The sequence below is a fragment of the Paraburkholderia dilworthii genome (genome assembly GCF_000472525.1).
Lineage (GTDB): Bacteria > Pseudomonadota > Gammaproteobacteria > Burkholderiales > Burkholderiaceae > Paraburkholderia > Paraburkholderia dilworthii.
The window spans coordinates 13,767-37,266 of sequence record NZ_AWZT01000025.1 but is presented as its reverse complement, the minus strand read 5'-3'; the positions used below and the strand labels follow the sequence as shown (position 1 = coordinate 37,266).

At 61.2% G+C, this 23,500-nt stretch carries 15 protein-coding genes; 7 read left to right on the top strand and 8 right to left on the bottom strand.

The features are described from left to right. The first annotated feature begins 301 nt into the window (after positions 1-301). The 3 genes from F759_RS0120910 (at position 302) to F759_RS0120900 (ending at position 3,616) form a co-directional block, all read left to right on the top strand. The gene (locus F759_RS0120910) at positions 302-1,711 is read left to right on the top strand and encodes a circularly permuted type 2 ATP-grasp protein (RefSeq protein ID WP_027801591.1); all 1,410 of its coding nucleotides are present in this window, start codon (positions 302-304) and stop codon (positions 1,709-1,711) included. Between the two features lie 141 nt (positions 1,712-1,852). Further along, positions 1,853-2,803, top strand: coding sequence for an alpha-E domain-containing protein (locus tag F759_RS0120905; protein WP_027801590.1), 951 nt, complete (start codon positions 1,853-1,855; stop codon positions 2,801-2,803). Positions 2,804-2,815: 12 nt separating this feature from the next. Continuing rightward, complete coding sequence (locus F759_RS0120900) at positions 2,816-3,616, top strand: transglutaminase family protein (protein WP_027801589.1); 801 nt, start codon at positions 2,816-2,818, stop codon at positions 3,614-3,616. A 102-nt stretch (positions 3,617-3,718) separates the two neighbouring features. Here the strand turns inward: F759_RS0120900 and F759_RS0120895 are convergent, their stop codons facing one another. Together F759_RS0120895 and F759_RS0120890 are read right to left on the bottom strand one after the other, a co-directional pair. Continuing rightward, entirely contained in the window at positions 3,719-4,444 is a 726-nt protein-coding gene (locus F759_RS0120895; RefSeq protein WP_027801588.1) for an OmpA family protein, read from the bottom strand. 68 nt (positions 4,445-4,512) lie between these two features. Then, positions 4,513-8,697, bottom strand: coding sequence for a YadA-like family protein (locus F759_RS0120890; protein ID WP_027801587.1), 4,185 nt, complete (start codon positions 8,695-8,697; stop codon positions 4,513-4,515). A gap of 1,567 nt (positions 8,698-10,264) precedes the next feature. On the opposite strand from F759_RS0120890, the gene F759_RS0120885 reads away from it, so the two are divergent. Continuing rightward, on the top strand, positions 10,265-10,588 hold the full coding sequence (locus F759_RS0120885) for a hypothetical protein (protein WP_027801586.1): 324 nt from the start codon (positions 10,265-10,267) through the stop codon (positions 10,586-10,588). A gap of 367 nt (positions 10,589-10,955) precedes the next feature. On the opposite strand, the gene F759_RS0120880 is transcribed toward F759_RS0120885, so the two are convergent. Beyond that, entirely contained in the window at positions 10,956-12,308 is a 1,353-nt protein-coding gene (locus F759_RS0120880) for an MFS transporter (protein WP_027801585.1), read from the bottom strand. Positions 12,309-12,832: 524 nt separating this feature from the next. Between F759_RS0120880 and F759_RS0120875 the strand changes: the two genes are divergently transcribed. The 3 genes from F759_RS0120875 to F759_RS0120865 all read left to right on the top strand — a co-directional run bounded on the left by F759_RS0120875 (position 12,833) and on the right by F759_RS0120865 (position 17,050). Beyond that, a complete protein-coding gene (locus F759_RS0120875) occupies positions 12,833-13,828 on the top strand; it encodes a LacI family DNA-binding transcriptional regulator (RefSeq protein ID WP_027801584.1) in 996 nt (331 codons plus the stop codon). 180 nt (positions 13,829-14,008) lie between these two features. Continuing rightward, complete coding sequence (locus tag F759_RS0120870) at positions 14,009-15,793, top strand: IlvD/Edd family dehydratase (protein ID WP_027801583.1); 1,785 nt, start codon at positions 14,009-14,011, stop codon at positions 15,791-15,793. Positions 15,794-15,871: 78 nt separating this feature from the next. Then, a complete protein-coding gene (locus tag F759_RS0120865; protein WP_027801582.1) occupies positions 15,872-17,050 on the top strand; it encodes a fumarylacetoacetate hydrolase family protein in 1,179 nt (392 codons plus the stop codon). Between the two features lie 269 nt (positions 17,051-17,319). On the opposite strand, the gene F759_RS0120860 is transcribed toward F759_RS0120865, so the two are convergent. From F759_RS0120860 to F759_RS38120, 5 genes are all read right to left on the bottom strand, one after another. Beyond that, positions 17,320-19,131: a chloride channel protein gene (locus F759_RS0120860; RefSeq protein WP_027801581.1), complete on the bottom strand. Its 1,812-nt coding sequence runs from the start codon at positions 19,129-19,131 to the stop codon at positions 17,320-17,322. A 551-nt stretch (positions 19,132-19,682) separates the two neighbouring features. Continuing rightward, positions 19,683-20,123, bottom strand: a complete 441-nt coding sequence (locus F759_RS0120850) for a cupin domain-containing protein (RefSeq protein WP_209440504.1) — start codon at positions 20,121-20,123, stop codon at positions 19,683-19,685. Then, positions 20,123-20,887, bottom strand: a complete 765-nt coding sequence (locus tag F759_RS38130) for a TenA family transcriptional regulator (RefSeq protein ID WP_152530680.1) — start codon at positions 20,885-20,887, stop codon at positions 20,123-20,125. Before F759_RS38130 ends, F759_RS0120850 begins: the two co-directional genes overlap by 1 nt. A 65-nt stretch (positions 20,888-20,952) precedes the next feature. After that, positions 20,953-22,524 carry an AMP-binding protein gene (locus tag F759_RS38125; protein ID WP_063829662.1) on the bottom strand — a complete coding sequence of 524 codons (1,572 nt, stop codon included), beginning with the start codon at positions 22,522-22,524 and terminating at the stop codon, positions 20,953-20,955. Positions 22,525-22,582: 58 nt separating this feature from the next. Next, positions 22,583-23,455: a class I fructose-bisphosphate aldolase gene (locus F759_RS38120; RefSeq protein WP_051377376.1), complete on the bottom strand. Its 873-nt coding sequence runs from the start codon at positions 23,453-23,455 to the stop codon at positions 22,583-22,585. Positions 23,456-23,500 lie beyond the last annotated feature (45 nt).

The window sequence follows — 23,500 nt, the reverse complement described above, 5'->3', positions numbered from 1 at the left end:
TCGTATGAATCCCCGTGGATGAAAATCCACGGGGATTTTTTATGCGTTCGTCAAACACGCCGTGAGCGGGCAAAACGCGGCTGGTGCATCGGCGCTGCCTGGCATGCACTGTACTAGCGCATCATGGGCCGCCGCAGTACGATGGCGGCGAAGCGCTGCCCGTCAGGATGCGCTCTTCGTGTGCACGTTGCCGCGTTTCGCACGCTAAAAGCTCAATGGCATAGCGCTTGCTTGAACGAATACCGAACACCGAATGCGCAGCGCATTCGCCTTCTATCCGACAACAAGAGCGGGGCGTGACATGCGATGCTATGACGAGATGCGTCATCATGACGATGCCGTGCGGCCACACTACGCACGCTTCGAACGGTGGCTCTCGAAGCAGGGAAACGAAGCGATCGCACGTAAGCGCGCGGAAGCGGACCTGCTGTTTCGCCGGGTCGGTATTACGTTTGCGGTGAACGGCGACCTGTCGGGCACCGAGCGGCTGATTCCCTTCGATCTGATTCCACGCATCATTCCGCGCAGCGAATGGACGACGCTCGAAGCCGGTCTGCGTCAGCGGGTCCAGGCGCTCAATCTGTTTATCCATGACGTCTACCACGATCGCAAGATCGTGCGCGCCGGCATCGTGCCGGCTGAGCAGGTTTATACCAACGCGCAATATCGGCCGGAAATGCAGGGCGTGAATGTGCCGCTCGGTGTTTACGCGCACATTGCCGGCGTCGACGTGGTGCGCGCGGGCGACGAGGGCGAGTTCTACGTGCTCGAAGACAATCTGCGGGTGCCGTCGGGCGTGTCGTACATGCTCGAAAACCGCAAGATGATGATGCGGCTTTTCCCCGAGCTTTTCGTGCAGAACCGCATAGCGCCGGTCGCCCATTATCCCGATCTGTTGCTCGACACGTTGCGCTCGGTGGCGCCCGAAGGCGTCGACGATCCGGTCGTCGTCGTGCTCACCCCGGGCATGTACAACTCCGCGTATTTCGAGCACACGTTCCTCGCGCAGCAAATGGGCGTGGAACTGGTGGAAGGCAAAGACCTCTTCGTCGACGACAACTATGTGTTCATGCGCACCACGCAGGGGCCGAAACGTGTCGACGTAATCTATCGCCGCGTCGACGACGATTTTCTCGATCCGCTCGCATTCCGTAACGATTCGGCGCTGGGCGTGCCAGGGCTCTTGACCGCGTATCGCGCCGGACGCGTCGCGCTCGCGAACGCGATGGGCACCGGTATCGCCGACGACAAATCGATCTACCCATACGTGCCCGAGATGATCGAGTTCTATCTGGGCGAGAAGCCGATTCTCAACAATGTACCCACGTTCCAGTGCCGCAAGCCCGATGATCTCGCGTACACGCTCGCGCATCTGCCGGAACTGGTCGTGAAGGAAGTGCATGGCGCGGGCGGCTACGGCATGCTCGTCGGACCGGCTTCGACGAAGGCCGAAATCGAAGCGTTCCGCGAACGTCTGATCGCGCGGCCAGCGGGCTATATCGCTCAACCGACGTTGGCGCTTTCCGCTTGTCCCACGTTCGTCCAGGCCGGCATCGCGCCGCGTCACATCGATCTGCGTCCCTTCGTGCTGTCGGGCAAGAATGTCACGATGGTTGCGGGCGGGCTTACTCGTGTCGCGTTGCAGGAAGGTTCACTCGTCGTCAATTCGTCGCAGGGAGGCGGGACCAAGGATACGTGGATGGTCGACTGACGCGGTTGCCGCGCGGCTGCCAACCACCGCGCCCGCAACCCAGCGCGCCGGGGCATTCATCAGGAAGCCGCCGGCGCACACGGATAAACAGCGCGAGCTTTTACCTCAAGAGCTTTGCGTCATCAGATACGGAACGCCGTCATGTTAAGCCGCACCGCCGATCACCTTTTCTGGATGGCCCGCTACATGGAGCGCGCGGAGAACACCGCCCGCATGCTCGATATCAACCTGAAGGCGCTTTTGTTGCCGCAGACGCCCGAGCAGGAGGCGCGCGCGCAACGTTCGGTGCTGCGCATCTCCGAACTCGAAACGGCGTTCGCGCAACGCTACGACGAGCCGACGCGCGAGCACGTGCTCGACTTCATGGTGGCTGACGCGAACAACCCGTCGAGCATCCATTCCTGTTTGCAGGCGGCGCGCGAGAACGCGCGTGCCGTGCGCGGCACGTTGACGACAGAGTGGTGGGAGACCATCAACGATACGTGGCTCGAATTCAACGAGCGCATTTCGTCTGGCCAGGCCGCGGCTAATCCGGGCGCGTTGTTCGAATGGGTGAAGTTTCGCTCGCACCTCTCGCGCGGCGTGACGATCGGTACCGCGTTGCAGGACGACGCGTTTTTCTTCACGCAACTCGGCACTTTTCTCGAACGCGCCGACAACACCGCGCGGATTCTCGACGTGCGCTTCGCCGACGTCGAACCGAACTCGCGCGATGCCGCGCGTCAGCTGGAAGACTTCTATTACTGGACTTCGATACTGAGTTCGGTGTCGGCGCTGGAAATTTACCGCAAGGTTTATCGCGATGTCGTCACGCCGGCGCGCGTGGTTGAACTGATGATTCTGAACCAGCAGATGCCACGTTCGCTGCTGGCTTCGCTCGAAGGTGTCTGCGCGAATCTGGCGATGCTGCGCACGTCGGGTTCGAACCAATGCGAGCGTTTTGCGGGCAAGCTCCGCGCCGAACTTCTGTACTCCGACATCCGGCAAATTTTCGAAGCCGGCCTGCACGCCTACCTGACGCAGTTCCTCGCTCGCGTGTTCGAGCTGGGCAACCTCGTCGCGCGTACCTATCTCATGCTGCCAGTCGCCTGACGGAGTGCATATATGTACCTGACGATCCGCCACGACACGTCCTATCGTTACGAAGCGACTGTCCATTATTCGATCCAGCAATTGCGCCTGACGCCCGCCAACGGCGCTGCGCAGATGGTGCGGCGCTGGAGCATCGACGCGCCCGGCAAGCTCGACGCGGCCTTCGACGCCTATGGCAACGCGCTGCATACGCTCGTCATCAACAAGCCGCATAGCGAAATCCGCTTGCAGGTGTCGGGCGAGGTCGACACGATTGCACTGATCGACGGCCGCCTTCCCGACGACGTCGGCCCGATTCCGCTCGAGCATTTCACCTGCGCGACGCGTCTGACCGAAGCCGATGCGGCAATCCGCGAACTGGCGGGGGCGGTCCCGAGCCTCGCGAGTTCGGCGAGCCTGATCGCGCTGTCCGAAAGGATCGTGGAGCGCGTCGGGTACCACCCCGGTATCACTGAAGTCACCAGCACGGCCGCGCAGGCGCTCGCGCTCGGCAACGGCGTTTGTCAGGACCATGCGCATCTGATGCTCGCGTGCTGCCGCGCGCGCGGCGTTCCGGCGCGCTACGTGAGCGGCTATATCGAACCGGGCGACGTCCCGCATGCGGCGAGCCATGCGTGGGTGGACGTGTGGCTCGACGGCACGGGCTGGGTATCCATTGACGTCACGCACGCGGCCTTTGCCAGCGAAATCTATTGCCGGCTGGCGGTCGCACGCGATTACGAGGCGGCGGCGCCGGTGCGCGGCCGGCGGATCGGCGGCAGGGAAGAACAGTTGGACGTGTCGGTCACGGTCAGCGCGCAGACTGCGCAGTAGTGCTCGGGCAGTTGCAGCAGGTTGTCGCTGCCGGTCGACGCCGGTCGGCGCCGGTCGCACCCGCTTAGCGCGGGCCGTCCGGCGCTGGCTCTACAGTTCAGTTCATCTGCTTCCCTGAACGGTGATCGACACATACCTGTCCGGTTGCAGGCACGCGATCAGTGCCCGAGCATCGCCATCCGCACAATGCGTTCTCGGCTGACTCGAGCCGACGCCTTCTACACGGATGACGCGGCCGTCCAGTCCGTGAGCAACAAGATAGTCACGCACGGTCTCAGCCCGCGCAAGCGACAACGGTCCGTTGACGGATTCGCGACCGAGCCTGTCGGTATGACCGACGACCGTGATTGCGCTCACCTGGTCGTGTGCGCGAATCCGTTCGGCGATCCTGGCGAGTTCGACTTTCGCGGCAGGCAACATCGACTCAGGTGCCGATTTGCCGAACGGGAACAGCGCATCGCTTTGCAACGTGAAGTCCTCGATCGTGGCAGCTTCCGCTACCGCCAGGACCGGTTGCGCCGACGTCTTACTGGTCGCCTCGCCGCAACTGAAAAGCAGAACACGGGGGTCATGGCGGTTGACATCCGCGGCACGAACGCGGTCGATCCGGTCGATCGGCTGCACCGCCGTCTCACCGCAGATGCGTTGCGCCACTTCCATGCACGTCGCCGCGCTTTCGAGGAGTCCGTGGCACTCGGCCCGGTATGTCCTCACGCCGTTGCTTGCGTCGACGGAATAGGCATTGAAAGTCGGACCGCTTCCCGCAGTACATCCGGTCACGGTAAGTGCAGCGGTACACAAAAGACTTGAAAAGAAGAGTCGGTTCATCAGGTACTCCATAGACTTGTATGTGGCGGAGAATGCGGGGCACGCGGCTGCGGCGCCGCCCTCACGACTTACCATTGCATTGCCGCGCCGACGCCGACCGTCGTGCCCCCTGGGCTCATGCCCACGCCTGCTTTCATCTTCAGGTTCTCCGCGAGGCGCGCCGTACCGCCGATTGCCACTGCCTGATAGCCCCGGAAGCCGGCCGTGCCGATACCGAGCGACAGCGTCTTGTCCTTGTCCACTTCCGGGATCATCGTCAATGCGGTCGCCGCGGCAATACCCGAATACGCGTTCCGTGCAGTCGAATTGATGCCGTTCTGCAGTTCATTCATCCGGGTATCGGTGTATGCGTTCGCCTGAGAAAGCGCGGCGTTCAACTGCGAGACGTTGACCGCGTCGGTAGGCGCGGTGCCGGCGGCCACATTGATGACTTGCCGGGTCGACGCGGCAGACCCGACTGCCACCACATTCGCGCGGCCACCGTCGTTGCTGTCCGCGCCGAGCGCCGTGGAGCCGCTGCCTGTGGAGGTTGCCCCGGCTCCCACGGCAGTCGAACTGCTGCCCGACGCCGTCGAGCCATTGCCGACCGCCGAACTGTTGTTGCCCGAAGCCACGGCTCCTTGCCCGCCTGCCGACGAGTTCGTCCCGGAGGGTGTCGGCGGCGTCGGCGTGCCGGGCGAGGACGAGAAGCTGCCGCCGTTGTTCGTGGTCTGCTGGCTGATCAGCGTCGTCAAGCGGCTCGCGACCGCATCGAGTTGCGATACGTTCACGGCGTCAGTGCCGGCCTTGCCGGCGGCGAGGCCGGTGATCTGCCGGTTGCCGACATTGACTTCACCCGCGGACGATTGCGGGCTGCTCAACCCGTACGCGATGTAATTGCTCAACGCGCCGACCGTCGTCACCGATCCGGCTCCGAGCGCGACGCTGCTCGCGAAGGTCGCGCTCGCGCCCGCACCGAGCGCGAGCGCATCGATCGCGCTGCTGCGCGAACCCGAGCCGATCGCGATGGACCCGGCATTGGCCGCGCTTGCATTCGCGCCCTGGGCAATGGACTGCGCGCCGCTGGCGATCGAACCGCTGCCCACGGCAATCGCATCGGCCTGCGACGAACTTGCAGCCTGACCGATCGCGACGCCGCCCGGCGCCGTCGCGTCGACGATCGCGCCGTTGCCCATGCCCACACCGTTGTCGCCGTTGACCACCGTCGTCGGCCCGACCGCGATCGACTCCGCACCCACCGCAAGCGAATCCGCCGCCGTCGAGTTCGCATGGAAGTACATCTGCCCGGTCACCGCGAACGACGACAGCGCGCCGGCCAACTGCCGGATCGTGACGGCATCGTGCCCCTGCGTGCCGTCGGCGACGTTCGTCAACTGGCGATAGGTGTTGCCGCTTGCGCTGCCGAACGACACCGCGCCGAGCAGCGTCTGATCGGACGTATCAAACGGAATCGCGTGTGAGCCGTTGGCGATCGAGCCGATGCCCGAGAGCACCGCACGGTCGGATACCGAGCCGCTGCCGATGGCAACCCCGCCCGCTACCGATGCGCTTGACAGCGCGCCCAGCGCAATCGCGCTATCCGCGAGTGCGGAAGCGCCATTGCCGCCCGCGAAGCTGCTCACGCCGGTCGCCGTCGCGGCCACGCCCGCTGCCAGCGCATTCAGACCGGTCGCGCCGTCGTTGTTGTAATTGCCGCCTTGCGTGCCGCCGTCGTTGACGCTGTAGTAGTGCTTCGCGTTGGCCGTCACGACGCTGGCGAGGTTATCGACTGCCTGATCGGTGGCATACAGCTGCGAACCGTTCACTGCGTCTGTACTGCCCGCGTTGACACGGCCCGCGGCTACGTTCGTCACGGTGCGCTCGTGATTAAGGCTGCCGACACTCACCGTGCTCGTGGGTGAAGTCCCGGCATACGCATAGGCAGTCCCGTTGATGGTGTCGCCCGTGGTCGCCACCGCGACGTCGGTCGTCGAGCCGCTGCCGAGCGCCACGTCGTTCGCGTTGCTCGCCGTCGCGCCTTGGCCAAGAGCGGTGCTCGACACGCCCGCCGCGACGGTTCCCACGCCCGCCGCCAACGCGTTCACGCCGGTCGCACCGTCGTTGTTATAGTTGCCGCCCTGAGTGCCGCCGTCGTTGACGCTGAAGTAATGCGTTCTGTCGGCCGCGACGGTCGTCGCCAGCGCATCGATCGCCTGATTGCTCTGGTACAATTGCGAGCCGTTCACGGCGTCCGTGCTCGTCGCGCCAAGACGGCCAGCCGCCACATTCTGGATTTGGCGCTCCGTGCCTGTCGCGCCCACACTGACCACGCTGGTCGGATTGGTGCCGGCGAAACCGTAGACCGTACCGTTGATCGTCGTGCTTGCGGTCGGCGTCGCAGTGCCGGTTCGCGAGCCCGAGCCGAGCGCCACTGCATTCGCGTTGCTGGCCGACGCCCCGGCGCCCAGCGCAATCGCCCCGGCCTGGTTCGCCACTGCCGTATCGCCAAATGCCAGTGCGCTCGCGCCGGTCGCGTTGCTCGTGTTGCCCAGTGCAACCGCGCCCTGGCCGTTCGCGATGTTGCCGTTGCCTTGAGCGATCGCTCCGTTGCCGGTCGCCGTGTTATCCGCGCCCACTGCAATTGCACCATTGCCCGTCGCGCTATTAGGGTCGCCGATTGCGACGGCGCCATTGCCGCTGACCGTCTGCGCCTGACCGAGCGCCACTGCGCCCGTACCGCTCAGCACCTGAGAATTGTGGCCGCCTGCTATCGAACCGGCGCCGGCCACCGCCGCCACCTTGTTGCTGTCGCCGATGGCCACGGTCGACGCCGCGAGAGCTTGCGACGTAAAGCCGACAGCTGTCGCATTCGCACTGCTCGCAACCGCCTGGCCGCCCAACGCGACTGCGCTGCTTCCTGACGCTGCTGCATTGGTACCCATCGCGATGGCATTTGCATTCGTACCCGTCGCAGCCGAATCGCCTATTGCAATCGACGAGGAACCTGCCGAGCTCGCGCCCGAGCCGATCGCAACGGCGCGAATGCCCGAGGCTGCGGCGCCCGCCACTGCGGCCGGCGCTGACGACCCGCCTTCTGCGACGGTGTCCATCGCACCAAGCGCTATCGCGTTGGTGCCGGTGGCCTTCGAGCCGTTCATCATGCCGAGCGAGTTGAGTCCCGAGGCGGACGCTCCAGCTCCCAATGCGACTGCATCCAGTGCCGAGGCTCTGGCCAACGTGCCGGCGGCAACGGACGAGGCACCTGAAGCAGTGACATCTGTGCCCACGCCAACGGCGCCGTCCGCCGTGGCGCCCGTGCCTGCGACAGTGCGCGCACCCAGATACACGGCGTTGAGACCGCTCGCGATGGACTGGAAGCCGACAGCGACGGCGTGCGTGCCGGACCCATTGGCGGTATAACCCAACGCGACCGATGCAGATCCGCTGCTCACCGCCTCGAAGCCGAAGGCGGCAGCATAGTCGCCGGTGGAGGTGACATCAGTACCAATCGCAATGGACGATTGTCCGGTAGAACCGGTGCCAACGCCGGTGCGTGAGCCGAGATAGACTGCGTTCACACCGGCGGCACTGGCTCCCGAACCCACGGCGACACCGTTGATCTGAGAACCGACGGCTCCGCTACCCACCGCCACCGCGCCCGACGCGGCAGCGCTGGAGCTTACTCCCATCGCGACACCATTGTTTCCCGCCGCTTTCGCCAAAGGGCCGACGGCTGTCGACAGGTTGCCACTCGCGGTGGCTTGAACACCAATACCGATGGCCGACGTGCCGCTAGCGGTGACATCCGTACCGATAGCAATCGCCGACTCCGCGGTCGCGCCAGTACCCGGTGCAGTGCGCGCACCCAGGTAAAGCGCGTTGGTAGTAGACGCAATGGCCTGGAAGCCGAACGACAGGGCGTTAAGTCCCGTACTGCTGGCGCCATAACCCACGGCAGTCGCGCCGCCTCCAGAGGCAGTGGACATAAACCCCACGCATGTGGTGCTGCCGCTATAGAAGTTGAAGGGTGCCGACGAGCAGCTTGCCTGCGCCTGCGCCTGCGTGCCCCATGCGCCTAGGCCCGCCAACACGAGCGCCGGGAGCATACGCAAGCCCGAAGCAGGCAACCGTGCAGTACCGCACTCGCCGTTTCGCTCATCAAATACAGAGGCAGAGGACCCCGACTTGCCCTTGCCGCACGACTTGTCCAGTTCGGAGGCGGCCACAAAAGCCCCTAGCGCCTTGTTCCAGACCGTCCGGTATGCCCTGTTCATGGTTGTTTTCCTGTAAGTAATGAGAATGTGAACTGAAAACCACGAGCGTGTGTATTCATCCCGTTCTTTAGGATCACTATTTATTAGTGACTGAATAACTCGATTGCAGGCGTGTCGCTCGAACGCGTCCAGAATTGACGTTTTCCTTTCGCCGTTGATTAATACGAGTGCGAGCGAATTCCACCCTCCAGAGGAGAGAAAATCACGCGACTAATATTGATGACGACAAGCTCGGTAATCGGCTTTGCAGCGACCTGTTCGTTTAGACGACGCCGTGCAGCACGATGCGTTACGAGGGTCCGAAAAGGCAGGGCATGGCAGCGAGAATCGCACCATTGAACGGCAACTGCCCGCACGAGTGAAGTTCATTTTTCGCCGGAGCGCTGCCCGGCATTTTTCCGCGCGAAATACGCATAGTTACTGGCTCTCCTCGGCGCCTGTTGCAACCATTCCATGTCCTACACGTCCCGACATGGCGGCATCGTTATGCCGCGCGGGAGGCCGTGTTTGTTCTTTATATCGTGAGCACTATGTGAGATTAAGACCTCAACTATTCGTACTGGATCCGATGCCCGCTCGATCTCCTCTATGTAAGAGAAAGAAAGTAAGTGCCGCGAGGAACTTTCTCATAGGCCTTTATATTTGTCCACAGAAAGCCTTGGCCATATCGGCGTTTTGCAACATTTAACAGTTGCACCAATTCGAATGCTGAATGCTGCGCATATAGCGGATGAGCTACATGTCAAATCGATGGCAACCATTACCGCTATTTGCAAAATTCCCAGGCAGCAATTATGCATAGTCACGTAAAGCACCGCGTTCGTACGAACGCAGCCTTGCCACATCAGAAAAGATGCTATGTCCAGCCGTCGCGCGACATGGAAAAGGACAGTCGGCTCGTTGAACTGAAGCGCATAGTCTCGCGACGGAGGCGCATTCAATATTGGCTTCACTGTCGACGATGGCGACCGGTCGAGCCTAACGCTGCCCGGATGTCTTCCTTTGCGAACGGTACAGGATGAGTGCGGCATCAGGTGGGAAGCCGCCGATCCGCCAAAAGCCCGGAGTCCAACGAAAGCAACTTTCGAAACCAACTTTCTCCGCCTACACCGTCAGCGGAACTGCCTGACAAACGGCGAGCCGTCAACGCAGGTCGCTTCGTTGTCAATGACGCCAAGGTCTGGGGGCGCTGGCCGGCTGCAATGAGTCGAACTGAGTCAAACGCATCAGCAATAACAGCGAGACAGGCGCGTCGGCGAGTGGCGCTTTATCCATTTGCTCTTACAAAACCCGATCCAGGCGGCGCAACGACCTCGTGTCGTGCGTTGAGAATAGGGCGGGCATACGCATTGCGCATCAACGACGACCCGGGCTTTAACAAGGACGCTGACTCTTCACGGAGGATGCGACATGGAGCGCCACTGTCCAGCAGTACTGCGGACGCGAACCACTGATCATCGGCAAGCAGCGTAGAAAGCTTGCCGCCGGGAGATGTCTGAAAAATATTCATCATGAACGCTGCCTGCGTACAAGGGTAACCAGCGTTCGTCCTATGGAGGAAGCAATCATGAAGACGATAAAGGGAGCCGTGCTTTGCTCGGCATGCGTGCTGGCGTTTGCGAGCACGGCGTTCGCACAGGGCGCGGGCGGCAGTGGTGGTGGCGGGAGCGGTAGCGGCGGTACAAGTGTGGGCGCAGGCGGGGCTGGCGTTGGCGGTGCGAACGGTGCAGGCCAGGGCGGCGCAGGAATGAGTGCACCCAACATGGGTGGGACGGGGGGAGCGACGTCCTCGTCCAAAGGCTCCCATACGACTATGGCGCCTACCCGCAAGCCGCAGAAGAACTCACAGGCGAAGGGCGCATCCGACACCGCAGCCTCCAGTGCACAGTGAGCGGACCTTAGCGTTGCCGGGCATGCGTTCGTTCCTCCTTCGGACTCGTTGCAAGGAGGTAGCGGCCCGCTGAAATGGCGGGCCGCGGCAAGCGACGTCCAGTGGAACCTATGAGGTATTCAGGCCGACCAGAAGTCTCTGGACAGCTTTCCGCGCGTTCTTCATTCTTCAATTTGCGCACGGAATTCTGGCCGCCGCCGAAAATGGGTCCGTTCAAACGCACCGTCGCCATGTCATGCATCGACCGCGTTAGACGAGCGCGCGGCGATGGACCAATTGATTAGCGGGTCGCATGTTGGAAACGGAAAGCCCGCCGAAAGGGCGGGCTTTGTCAGTCTGTCTCGTGGCCACGCTTGCTACGATTCGCTCATGTGTGTTCGACTGTGTCCTTGTTCAGCATACTTTTCGGAATCGACAAAATAAGGACGCAACTGACAAGGAGGCATGCGCCAAGGGCATACGTACCATTGTTGATATTGCCGGTGAGGTCTTTAGCGATGCTGGTAATCATCGAGCCCGTGAAGCCAGACAGGTTTCCAACGGAATTGATGAGTGCAATGCCTGCAGCAGCTGCGGTGCCCGAAAGAATCTGCCCTGGGAACGTCCAGTAAATCGGCATCAGGCCAAGAATCGCGCACGTCGAAATCGTCAGAAACACAATCGACACTGGAACATTGTTTGCGAAGAACGCGCTCAAAATCAGGCCGACGCCACCGATGCAGGCCGGAATGGCCGCGTGCAATCTGCGTTCCCCGGTTTTGCGCGAGTGCGATGCATTCCAAAGCATCGCCACAACCGCGCTAAGGTAGGGAATGGCGGTCAACAGGCCAATGTTTAATGTGCTCTTTACACCGGAAGCTTTAATGATAGAAGGCAGCCAGAAGGCCAACCCGTAAAAGCCGGTGTTGAACGTGAGAAGAATAAACGTCAACAACCAGACGCGCGGGCTCCTCAATGCAGCTGCCACGCTGTGTGTCTTTTTCGAGCTCTCCTGTTCAAGGTTCCTTTGAAGCAGAGCTTTCTCCGACTGTGTCAGCCAGGTCGCCGATTGAATTCCATCGCCCATACGGAACAGCACGACGAAAGCGACGAGAATCGAAGGAATGCCCTCCAGCAGGAGCATCCATTGCCAGCCTCCCATACCGAGCAGACCGTGCGTGTTTTCCATCAACCAGCCCGAGACGATGCCACCGAGCGTCAGACTGACCGGAATGGCAATCAGGAACCCCGACATTGCGACGCTTTGGCGCCTCGCGGGGAACCAGTAATTCATATACAGGATGATGCCGGGAAAGAACCCAGCCTCGCAGACCCCGAGCAAAAACCGGAGCGTATAAAACATCGTCGAGGTCTCGACATGAAAAAAATGCGAAAGAGGCGAGATGAATGCCAGTGAGGAGGAGACGATGCCCCATGTCACCATAATGCGTGCAATCCAGAAACGCGCCCCGTAGCGATGAAGAAGAAGATTGCTGGGCATTTCAAAGAGGAAGTACCCCCAGAAGAAGATGCTGGCGCCCACAGCGTAGACGCTGTCGCTGAAGCCGAGCGAGTCGAGCATCTGCAGTTTCGCAAATCCGACGTTGACGCGGTCCAGATACGCGACCACATAGCACAGAAGTAGCAGTGGCAGGATGCGCTTCAAGACCTTGCGATACAACTGTTCTTCGACCTCGTTCGCTGCGGCCGGTGCGGCCGCAGCCTGAGTAAGGGTTGGCATGAGACTGTCTCCTTTTTCGTATGTCCTGAACGGTCCCGTTTAAACGGGAGACCGCTTTGAGTATCTCGTTGTAATGCGCCGATACGTCGTGCCGCTCATGCATGTCCGCAACTCGCTGACGCGGTGACGGGATGAAACTCCCGTAGCGTGTGTGCGTGTCCGCGTGTCCGCCTTCCGATGACTTCAAGGGCCGGCCGAGTGACGACCTCGAAACGACGGAGCACCGGGACGACACCGGAGTAACGAAGTTCGTCATCCATCGGCGAGCAACACGTTCCGTTGATGTTACCGATAACAACCGTGGACAGAACTTTGCCGTCAGCGAAAATGTTATCGGTAACGAAGGTAGCATGACGTGGTCCGTAACCGCAAGCTAGGGGAATCTACGTAGGCGCCCTGTAGCGAGTGTCGTATCATGCTCAGTCGCCGCGAGCCGGCCATGAGAGCAACCCACCCCGAGACCGATGGGCACTACCCGCATCAACACCCGTGTCGTCAGTGACCCGCAAGCGGGTCCACCCCGCATGTCCGACGTCGCGCGAATCGCGGGCGTTTCAAAGATGACGGTGTCTCGCGTACTAGCGGGGCACAGTGTGGCGCCGGCAACCCGGGAGCGCGTGCAGCAGGCAATTGACGAACTCGGCTACGTGGCCGACGCCGCCGCAGGCGCGCTCTCGTCCGGCAGGTCCGAATTTGTCGCCGTACTTGTTCCGTCTTTGGCGAGCTCCAACTTCTCGGACACGGTGCGCGGACTTTCAGCCACCCTTGAACCGCACGGTTTGCAACTCCTTCTCGGAGATACCGACTACGACCTCGTTCGTGAAGAGCGACTGGTTCGCTCGATGCTCAGATACCAGCCTCGCTGCATCGCGCTGACCGGGTCGCAGCATACTGAAGGGACGCGGCAACTGCTTGAACGTTCGCGCATACCTGTCGTAGAAATGTGGGACTTGCCGGCCAATCCGATTGATATGGCAGTTGGCTTCTCCAACGTCCGGGCAGCGCGCGAGATGGTGCGGTATCTCAAGGAGCGCGGGTATCGGAAGATTGGTTTTCTGGCGGGCGCGAGTGACCTTGACCGACGCGGTCTCGAGCGCCTCAAGGGGTACCAGCAAGAAATGAAAGCACAAGCGCTTGGCGAGCCTCGCGTGATTCGCTTCGGTGAGTCGCCCATCACCATGAGTCATGGCGCTCCTGCGCTCGATGCTCTTCTTGAACGGTGGCCCGATACGGATGCCGTCATGTGCGTGAGCGACATGTCGGCGTTTGGCGCCATCATGCAATGCCACCGCCGCGGGCTCAGCGTTCCCGCAGACATTGCAGTGGCGGGATTTGGGAACTTTGAAGTTTCCGTCTGCTGTCATCCGACCATTACCACGGTGTCGGTCGACGCCTATGGCATCGGCTCCCGCACGGGGGAACTACTGCTCTCGTCCCTCGGCTCGGCCACCCCGCACGCGGTGCCCGAGCGCCGCAAATTAACCATCGATTACACCGTAATTCCGCGCGAAAGCACGTAGCCTTTTCTCGTGCACCGTGTCCGCGCGGCGTGATAATATTTAGAGATGTTACCGATAACAGACCTCGCGAAACGTTTCGCGAGAATGCCGCAGCGAGCGTCGTAAGGCGCTAACGCGGTGGGCAACAACGGCGATAATGACTAACACATCGTCAAGACATCGAACGACGGAGTACAACGGATGACTGAGCTCAATGCACGGCGCCTGCGCAGCCAGGAATGGTTTGACGACCCTGCCAATGCGGACATGACCGCGCTTTACGTTGAGCGCTTCATGAACTATGGCCTTACGCGGGAGGAACTGCAGTCCGGCCGGCCCATCATCGGTATCGCGCAGACAGGCAGCGACCTCGCGCCCTGTAACCGTCACCACATCGAACTTGCGGCGCGTACAAAGGCCGGCATTCGGGACGCAGGCGGCATTCCGATGGAGTTTCCGGTTCACCCGCTCGCCGAGCAAAGCCGCCGCCCCACGGCAGCGCTGGACCGCAATCTCGCGTATCTGGGTCTGGTCGAAATCCTGCACGGCTTCCCTCTGGATGGCGTCGTTCTGACGACAGGCTGCGACAAGACGACACCGGCTTGCCTGATGGCCGCCGCAACGGTCGATATGCCGGCCATCGTGTTGTCGGGCGGCCCGATGCTCGATGGTTGGCATCAAGGAAAACGGGTGGGGTCGGGAACAGTCATCTGGCACGCGCGCAATCTGCTCGCGGCGGGCGAGATTGACTACGAAGGGTTCATGGAACTGACCACCGCTTCCTCGCCGTCCATTGGGCACTGCAATACGATGGGCACGGCGTTGTCGATGAACAGTCTCGCCGAGGCGCTAGGCATGTCGCTTCCAGGCTGTGCGAGCATCCCGGCCGCCTATAGGGAGCGAGGTCAGATGGCGTATGCGACCGGCAAGCGTGTTGTCGACCTTGTGCGGGACGACGTGCGGCCATCAAAAATCATGACGAAGGAGGCGTTCGAGAACGCCATTGTCGTGGCTTCGGCGCTAGGCGCGTCGAGCAATTGTCCGCCGCACCTCATCGCGATTGCCCGTCACATGGGCGTCGAACTGAGCCTCGATGACTGGCAGCGCGTCGGCGAAAACGTGCCGCTTATCGTGAATTGCATGCCGGCCGGCGAATATCTTGGCGAGAGCTTTCATCGCGCCGGCGGGGTTCCCGCGGTACTTCGCGAGCTCGACCGCGCTGGGCTCGTGCATCGTGACTGCATGACCGTATCGGGCGAGGTCATCGGCGCTATCGCTGATCGCGCAGCGCAACCAGACCGCGACGTCATCAAGACAATGGACGAGCCGCTCAAGCATGGTGCTGGATTCATCGTCCTGTCGGGAAACTTCTTCGACAGCGCCATCATGAAGATGTCTGTCGTCGGTGATGCATTCAGAAATACCTATCTGAGCGAGCCCGGCGCAGAGAACACCTTTGAAACAAGGGCAATCGTGTTCGACGGACCCGAGGATTATCATTCGCGCATCAATGACCCGTCGCTCAATATTGACCAGCACTGCATTCTCGTCATTCGCGGTGCAGGGACCGTGGGTTATCCGGGCAGTGCCGAGGTCGTCAACATGGCCCCACCCGCCGAACTTGTGCGTAAAGGTATAACGTCGCTCCCGACGATGGGCGACGGCCGCCAAAGCGGAACGTCAGCCAGCCCTTCAATCCTGAACATGTCGCCGGAGGCAGCCGTGGGCGGCGGGCTCGCTCTTCTGCAAACGGGCGACCGTGTGCGCGTCGACCTGAATGCGCGGACTGTCAACGTGCTGGTCGATGAAGAAGAGCTTGCGCGTCGTCGTGAGACAGTCAGCTTCGCGATTCCGCCGGCGCAGACCCCGTGGCAAGAGCTATATCGACAAACTGTCGGTCAGTTGTCCACGGGTGGATGCCTCGAGCCCGCGACGCTGTATCTGAAAGTCATTGAAGAGCGCGGCAACCCGCGACATTCCCACTGAACCGGCGGCTCTGACTGCAAGCAGCGATACCAGGCCGGCCGACATAATCTTCCTACGTGCACGGAGACAATCGTTACCATGACTTCACGATTCCACACCAACTATCTGCCGCAAGACTTCCAGCGGGCGCTGCTTGTCGGTCGCGTCTGGCGCAAAACGGCCGCATACGAAGGGCCGTCAGTCGTGGTTGTCCGCAACGGCGAGGTACTGGATATAACCGCGAGTGTGCCGACGACCGCGGACCTGTTCGACCGTGAAGACGTCGTTCAGTTTGCCCGGACGGTTGCAGGCGAGACGCTTGGCTCTGTTGAGAAACTGGTGGACGCAAACCTGGTTCCCGCGCAAGAACATGCAACACGGTTGCTTGCACCCAATGACGTTCACGCAATCAAGGCATGTGGCGTCACGTTCGCGGTCAGCCTCATTGAGCGGGTGATTGAGGAGCAGGCGGGCGGAGACGCAGCCAAAGCCCAGGAGGTCCGACAAACCATCGCCGCTACTATCGGTACCGACCTGTCAAAAATCAAGCCGGGTTCGGAAGCAGCGATGAAACTCAAGGCAGAACTGGAACGACGCGGCGCATGGTCTCAGTATATGGAAGTCGGCATCGGTCCCGACGCCGAAGTTTTCTCGAAGTCGCAGCCGATGTCCGCAGTCGGTTTCGGGGCAGACGTCGGACTGCTGGCGGCGTCCAACTGGAACAACCCGGAGCCGGAAATCGTGCTTGCAGTCAACAGCCGTGGCGAGGTTGTCGGCGCGACATTGGGTAACGACGTCAATCTGCGCGACATCGAAGGGCGCTCGGCTCTGCTGCTGGGCAAATGCAAGGACAACAACGCGTCATGCTCCATTGGTCCTTTCGTGCGTCTGTTCGACGAATCGTTTGACCTCGACTCGATCCGCGAGGCGAGTGTTTCGCTGCGCGTCGAAGGTGCAGACGATGGCTTTGTCCTGGAGGGCGTTAGCCACATGAGCGAAATCAGTCGCGACCCCGCAGACCTCGTCACCCAGACGTGGGGACGTCATCACCAGTATCCCGATGGTTTCATGCTGTTCCTCGGCACGATGTTCTCTCCTATCAAGGACCGCGACACGAAGGGCGGGGGCTTCACGCATCACCTGGGCGACAAGGTGACCATTTCGACACCGGAACTCGGTGCGCTAATCAATACGGTAGGATTGTGCACTCAGGTCGCGCCGTGGACTTTCGGTGTGCGCGCGCTTTATCGCAATCTCGCTTCGCGGGGCATGCTTTAAGGAGGCACACACGAATAGACCATGCGTGGATCCAGCACCATCGAGTAGTAGTCCGGCGGCAGATGCCCGTCGCGTTCCCGCAAGGTCCTGGCGGAAACCGGCTTCGGGATCGCGGAAAGCTTCGGTGTCCGGAGCGTTCATCATCGCGCGATCGTCTCGCCCGTAGCCGGGTGCGCGCGGACATGCCGATCTGCGCACCCACCTCGCTTAGCCGCCGGGTTACCTTGCCATCATGAGGCATCCCTATCTCCCCGCTGTTCTGTGGTTTTTTAGCTCCCAACATCGGCCTGCCCGGTCGGGACATCGTCCCGCTTGTTCGTCGGTGCGAACCGCGCGCTCCTCGGAATCCACACGCGGCGGAATTGCTCGAGTTCATGCTCTTCAGCGAAAACCGACATGGACGGCTTGACCAGGTCGTGCCGCGATACGATTCCAAGCAGGCGGAGGGTCTTCTCGTCTTCGACCACCGGAACACGGTCGAGTCCGGTTATTGCGAGGCGCGCGGCCACGCTTCTGCAAGTTTCTCGCGGTAGCGCGATTTCGGGCCGTACCCGAGCGAGGAACGTACCGAGGGGTGCACCGGCTTCTTCAGCGGGAATCTGATCGACTAGCGCCCGGTCTGCCATGCCCACCAGGACCCCCGAGGAGACAACCGGATAGGCGCGATACTTCTGCCGTGAGCCGAAATAGTCTCGGAGCACATCGGCGACTGTCGTTTTCGCATCGATCGTCTCGACGGTGCGGGTCATGACTTCGTCGACGTAATGTCTTTCCAGTGGGTCGATGCTGTACTCGCGATAGATATGAAAGCCGCGGCGCGCAACCTTTTCCGTCAGAATTGAGCGGCGCATGAGAAGGACCGTGAAACCATAAGCGGTTGCCGCGGCTGCCAGCAGGGGGAGCAAGGCATTCGCGTCGCCCGTCAACTCGAATGCAAACACTGCTGCCATCACTGGGGCGCGCATCATGCCGCCCAGCGCAGCAGCCATGAAGATGAGCGGCCAGACGGCAGGCTGACCTCCGGGCATGTAAGGGGCGGCAATTGCCCCGACGCCTGCGCCCATCATCAGCAGCGGAGCCAGTACGCCGCCGGACGTACCGGAGGCGAGTGCAATAACCCAGATCACCGCCTTGACGAGGACGATCGCGATCACGACGTGCAAGGCAAGATGGTTCTGTAGCAGGTCTCCAATGACGTCGTAGCCGACGCCAAGGGTGCGCGGCTGGAAATATCCGCCAATGCCGACTGCAATTGCACCCAACGCCGGCCACCACATCCAGTGGACCGGCAGTCTGCCGAACATATCCTCCACTTTGTAGAGCCCCGAGGACAATCCCCAGGACAGCGCACCGGCGACGACTCCCGCAATGGCCGACGACACCAGACCGACCGGGCCGAGCGGCATCGTATGTAGCGGAAACAACGGCCCGCTGCCCAGCAGGAGCGGCCGGGTAAATCCGGCCACCGCGCATGCAATGGCGACGGGCAGGAGACTGCGAGGCCGCAGTTCAAATAGCAGAAGCTCGATGGCGAGCAGCACGGAGGCAACCGGCGTGCCGAATACCGCTGTCATGCCGGCCACCGCACCCGCTACCAGCAGCGCCTTCCTTTCGGCACTCGACAGATGGAAGTATTGAGCAACGAGCGAGCCGATCGCTCCGCCCGTCATGATGATCGGGCCTTCCGCGCCAAACGGGCCGCCGCTGCCGATTGCGATCGCCGAGGCGAGCGGTTTGAGGATCGCCACTTTGGGCGACATCTTGCTCTTGCCGAACAGGATCGCTTCGATGGCCTCGGGTATGCCGTGGCCGCGGATCTGCTCGGAGCCGAATCGCGCGATCAATCCCACCAGGATGCCACCAATCACTGGAGCCGCAACGACAACAAGTCCGAGCGTGTTTTGCGACGGCGAATGATTCGCCGCGGATATCGTCTGGAAGAAAAACAAGTTCGTGAAGAGGCGGATGAGATGCAGCAGAAAATCGGCGGCGACGGTGCTCAAGGCGCCGCAGACCGCTGCAATGGCACTGATACGCAGAAGCCGCACATCTGTTGCGAAATCACCCTTGTGTTCACTCATGATTCCCCTTGCTTGACCGCTGATGGTCGGTGGCGCTAGAGGTGTATATATATCATAGTGTGATCTAATGTGCTGAATCGTCGCGCGTCGTCCTTGTTTGGGTTACCTGCTCCGCAAGGGATTCGTTTTTCGAAGGCAAGCTTCTGTCGAGGGAGACGTCGATAACGGATCGCTTATCGTTAACGCAGATTGACACAGACCGCGATCCGGTTGAGCAAACGTCTGAGTTCTTCGGCTTCATCTGTCGTTGCCTCTGTTCTCAGACGAATAACCAGTCGATATCTGCTGAGTGACGAATCGCCCCGCAGGTCCTCAAGCTGGACGGCATGAGCGAAGAGACCCCAGCCCAACGGGTCGGGCACTTCTGTCAGAGTTGCCTTAAATTGCTGCTGCTCTCGCATAGACTTCCCTTTGGTAAGACGACTCGTTCCGACTTGAAGAAGCCGTCGATCCTCACCGCCAAATCCGGAGTTCGCTGCGATCCCGGATTGACAGAATCATTGCGTTCTACGGTGGGCGCATGGCGGCGCGCCGCCGCCACCTCGCCGCTGTTACTTCTCCTGCCGGAGCGCAACGCCGAGATTCTGCAGCATCGGCGCGTTCTCGCACGCCACGTAGACGACGTCTTCGTTCCCGGTATTGATGTGCTGATGCCACGACCAGACCGGGACATAAATCGCATCGCCCGCCTGCCACTTCACGGTTCGCGACCCCACGACCGACTCGCCCGAACCCTTTGTCACGTAGATTAGCGTTTCATAGTTATGGCGATGCATGCGCGTTGCCTGGCTCGGCGCCAGAGCGCCGATCGTCATGCTGATTGCGCGCGACGGAAGGTCGACGACTGCTACCGGATGGCACCGTTCGGTCGAGAAGGCCTGCGCGTGCGTCCGCAAAACATCTTTGTGATTAAGCCGGTCAGGCAGACCTACGTCGAGTTCGGGCGGTACGGCGGGGAAATCGGCGGAACTGAAGCTGGTTGTGTGGCTCATCATTCTTCTCCTTCCATCATTGCGTCTAGCAGACGAAGACGCGCGTCAAGCGCTGTCTCGCCGGCGGAGGTCATCGCGACGAGCGCTGCCGGATCGTCAGCGAGCAGATTTTCCAGTATCCGCCGCATCGTTTCAGCGTGTCCGTCGTCACATTCGATATGCAGCGTCAGGAAGAGCAGGCGATCGCGCGGCACACCGACATGCTCGAAACCTTCGACAAGCGCCGCGTAGTAGTCCGGAACCAGTGCCTCTGCACCAAAGCACAACGCACCGAGTCCACGCGCCGGGTCCGAATGGCGGCACTGCATGTACATCGTCTCAATGAGGTTTTGGGTTTCCGGCAAGATCCGCTGCCCTTCCGGTTCGATCTCGAGCGTGGCCAGCATCTGCCGGAACAAGCGCGAATGGGGCACGGAATCTGGAGAGTCCAATCCAAACTCCTCGACCAGATTCTCCGCAAGTTGCAGACATTCTTCGCCAGAACGCAAATTCGACATCAACGCCGTCAGATAGCGTGTGAAGTGGGTGCCATACAGGGCGTGCTGAACGAGAAGTCTATCGAGTTGTTCGCGGCGGACTGATCCGTTGCGACAGCCTACGATGAAAGGATGCGCATTGATACGTTTCCGGATAGCAACTTCGGCATCCTTAATGTGTGAATAGAAAGAATTGTCTCGCACACTCATTTCAATATTCCTTAATAAACAGGTGATGCCCGCATTGATAGACACCCCGACGAACACGAGGTGCGAAGCGTATTGCACGTTCTATCGCGACGTGTCGTGCCAATCTTGTCGTCGGACTCGCTGCTCAGACATTTGTACGGGCGTCAGAAAGGCACACATCCAACGCCTTGTGACTGCACGCTGCGCAATTCTTCCCGTTTGAGTTTGCCGCTCGGCGTGCTTTGCAACTCCGCCACGACTTCGATCCGGTCAGGGCGCAGCGCACCGGGTCGCAGTTCGCGATGCATCCGCTGCATTAGCTCGTCGACGACGGCGGTCGTGCAATGCTCCGGATCAACGAGAACGATATACGCGCGTAGCCGTGTCAGCCCCTCTTCGGTTTCGACCGGCAAAGCCGCTGCCTTCAGCACGCGCGGATCGACGAGCAGAAAGTCCTCCAGATCCTGGGGCGAGACCCAATGCCCCGCCACTTTGGCGCGTTCCGAGCGGCGCGAAACGAAGTGCCATCCACTGTCATGCCGCAAGAACAGATCGCCCGACTCGAACACGTGAGCCGCAGGCACAAAGCCACCGTCTCCTTCAGACGTGTAGCGGCCGAGCATCAGTGCATCGCCAGCAACGCGCGGGTGGAACGGCACATTCTCAGGCACCTCGCCCGACTCGGCGAACTCCCGCTCACTAGCAGTCCAGGTGTATTCGAACGCACCGACTTCCTGCATGCCTGGCGCTTCGCCCACGACTTCCGATAGATACGGAAGGAAAGTCTCGGTTGTGCCAACGGAATCGAGCGTCGGCGCGCCGCAAAATGCTTGCCACCGATTTCGCAGCACGACCGGAAAGCGCTCGCCGGCCGAGAGGCAAAGACGGAGCGAATCGAGTTGATAAGCCCGCGACGCACGTGTCATCAGCAGATGACAGAGCGTTGGCACGGCGAGGAACACGGTGACACGCTCGCGTTCGATAGTGGCGAGGAATGCCTCGTGGCGATGCCATTGAGGCAACAGCACTGCGGTGGCGCCTATCGACATTGCTGGGTGAATGCCTTGCAGACCGAACGAGAAATATGGCCCACTCGTGCCGAGCACCACGTCGTTGGGCCGCAGGTTCCACATGGGGCGGGTGACATGCTGCTCGAACAGCGCAATGGCTTGATGCGAATGCACGCAGATCTTCGGCCGACCCGTGGAGCCCGACGATGCAAGACAGAACGCGGCGCGCAATGGTCGCATCGATGCCAGATCAGGCCAATGCGTGGCCGCATCTGGCCAGCCAGGCCCAGGACTCTCGACATCTGTCGACAGGTACGTCTCGACTGCCGGCAACGGCAACGCGTCCGGCACGCTTGCGGTGCGGTCGCACAGCACCCGTACAGGGTCGAAATCGCTGAAGATTGCCTCATACGCGCCTCGATCCAGCTGCGGATGTACGAGGAAAGGCAGATGGCCTGCGCGCATCGTGGCCAGCCAGGCGGCAATCGTTTCGAGCGTCGAACTTCCGACGATGGCGACACGCTGCTGTGCACGTCCTCCACCCAATTCGATGGCGAGCTCCCCAGCGAAGCGCTTTGTCACGGCGGCTAACTGCGCGTAGGTCAACACCCTTCGCTTGTCGTCCGCGCATTCGATCAGAGCAGGATGCGAGCCGCGACCCGCGCGAACGTGCCGATCCACCAGCACATCGACGCAATCAGGGCGCAGCGGTAAAGACATATCCATGATCACCTCCTTGGACAGCCGCGCATGGTGACGACGGAATCCGTGATTCGCTTCGTCCTCATGGAAGTGCTGCGAAATCGCGAGCACGGGCCGCTACGCCGCCCGGCCAGTTGATACGCTGCGTGGCCACGCCGCCGTCGCGCGATGCGTTCCGCCCGCCTGCCGCGACGCGCGCCGCGCGCAAGTTTGTCAGTAACTCGCGGAGGATTACGCTCGGATCGTCGCGCTGGAATACGTTGCGGCCCACGCACAGGCCCTTGCCGCCATACTGAATAACAGTGCGCGCTAGCTCGAACAGCTGCTCGTCGGTCTTGTGATCGCCGCCGGCAAAGACAATGTGCGTATGCCGCTGCACGCCTTCGATCAGCTCTGGGATGGCCGAAAAGTCGTTGGGCGCGGCCAGCTTCAGCGCATCCACACCAAGTTCGACAGAGGCGCGGATCAGATGACGCAAACGCGCGATGCGCTCGGCCGCACTGCCTTGCGTATTCTTGTCGTACAACATCAGCAAAACTGGAAAGCCGCGCAAATGCGCTTCGTCGACGACCTTGCCGATCAAGCGGAGGTTTTCGCCGACGTTGTTTGCGTGGAAATTCGTCTGTATCGACACTCCATCGGCGCCGAGACGCAACGCCGCGTCAACCGAGGTCAGCAGCACCTTGCTGTCCGGTTGCGTATCGAGCGATAGCGTGCCATTCAGATGAATCATCATGCCGCACGGTACGGCGAGTCCCAGCTGTTCGGCCAGCCCCTTATGCACCACCACACCTGTCAGACTCTCGCTAGAGAGCCAACTTGCGATGCATCCGATTCTTTCGATGCCGGGCACCGGCCCGATCGTCAAGCCGTGATCGATGGGGACGATCAGGGCGGCGCCACTCAGCGGATCAACGAACCGCGACCAGCGTCGCTTGCGTGCAATCTCTGTCATAGGTCCTCTTTGGTGACAGCAACGTCAAATTGACGTTCGGGTTGT

Excerpts from the sequence above, each read along its gene's own strand:
- F759_RS0120850 (WP_209440504.1), bottom strand. The coding sequence starts at position 20,123 with ATGAGCCACACAACCAGCTTCAGTTCCGCCGATTTCCCCGCCGTACCG.
- F759_RS0120880 (WP_027801585.1), bottom strand. The coding sequence starts at position 12,308 with ATGCCAACCCTTACTCAGGCTGCGGCCGCACCGGCCGCAGCGAACGAG.
- F759_RS0120895 (WP_027801588.1), bottom strand. The coding sequence starts at position 4,444 with ATGAACCGACTCTTCTTTTCAAGTCTTTTGTGTACCGCTGCACTTACC.
- F759_RS38120 (WP_051377376.1), bottom strand. The coding sequence starts at position 23,455 with ATGACAGAGATTGCACGCAAGCGACGCTGGTCGCGGTTCGTTGATCCG.
- F759_RS0120865 (WP_027801582.1), top strand. The coding sequence starts at position 15,872 with ATGACTTCACGATTCCACACCAACTATCTGCCGCAAGACTTCCAGCGG.
- F759_RS0120870 (WP_027801583.1), top strand. The coding sequence starts at position 14,009 with ATGACTGAGCTCAATGCACGGCGCCTGCGCAGCCAGGAATGGTTTGAC.
- F759_RS0120860 (WP_027801581.1), bottom strand. The coding sequence starts at position 19,131 with ATGAGTGAACACAAGGGTGATTTCGCAACAGATGTGCGGCTTCTGCGT.
- F759_RS0120885 (WP_027801586.1), top strand. The coding sequence starts at position 10,265 with ATGAAGACGATAAAGGGAGCCGTGCTTTGCTCGGCATGCGTGCTGGCG.
- F759_RS38125 (WP_063829662.1), bottom strand. The coding sequence starts at position 22,524 with ATGGATATGTCTTTACCGCTGCGCCCTGATTGCGTCGATGTGCTGGTG.
- F759_RS0120875 (WP_027801584.1), top strand. The coding sequence starts at position 12,833 with ATGTCCGACGTCGCGCGAATCGCGGGCGTTTCAAAGATGACGGTGTCT.
- F759_RS0120900 (WP_027801589.1), top strand. The coding sequence starts at position 2,816 with ATGTACCTGACGATCCGCCACGACACGTCCTATCGTTACGAAGCGACT.
- F759_RS0120905 (WP_027801590.1), top strand. The coding sequence starts at position 1,853 with ATGTTAAGCCGCACCGCCGATCACCTTTTCTGGATGGCCCGCTACATG.
- F759_RS0120910 (WP_027801591.1), top strand. The coding sequence starts at position 302 with ATGCGATGCTATGACGAGATGCGTCATCATGACGATGCCGTGCGGCCA.
- F759_RS0120890 (WP_027801587.1), bottom strand. The coding sequence starts at position 8,697 with ATGAACAGGGCATACCGGACGGTCTGGAACAAGGCGCTAGGGGCTTTT.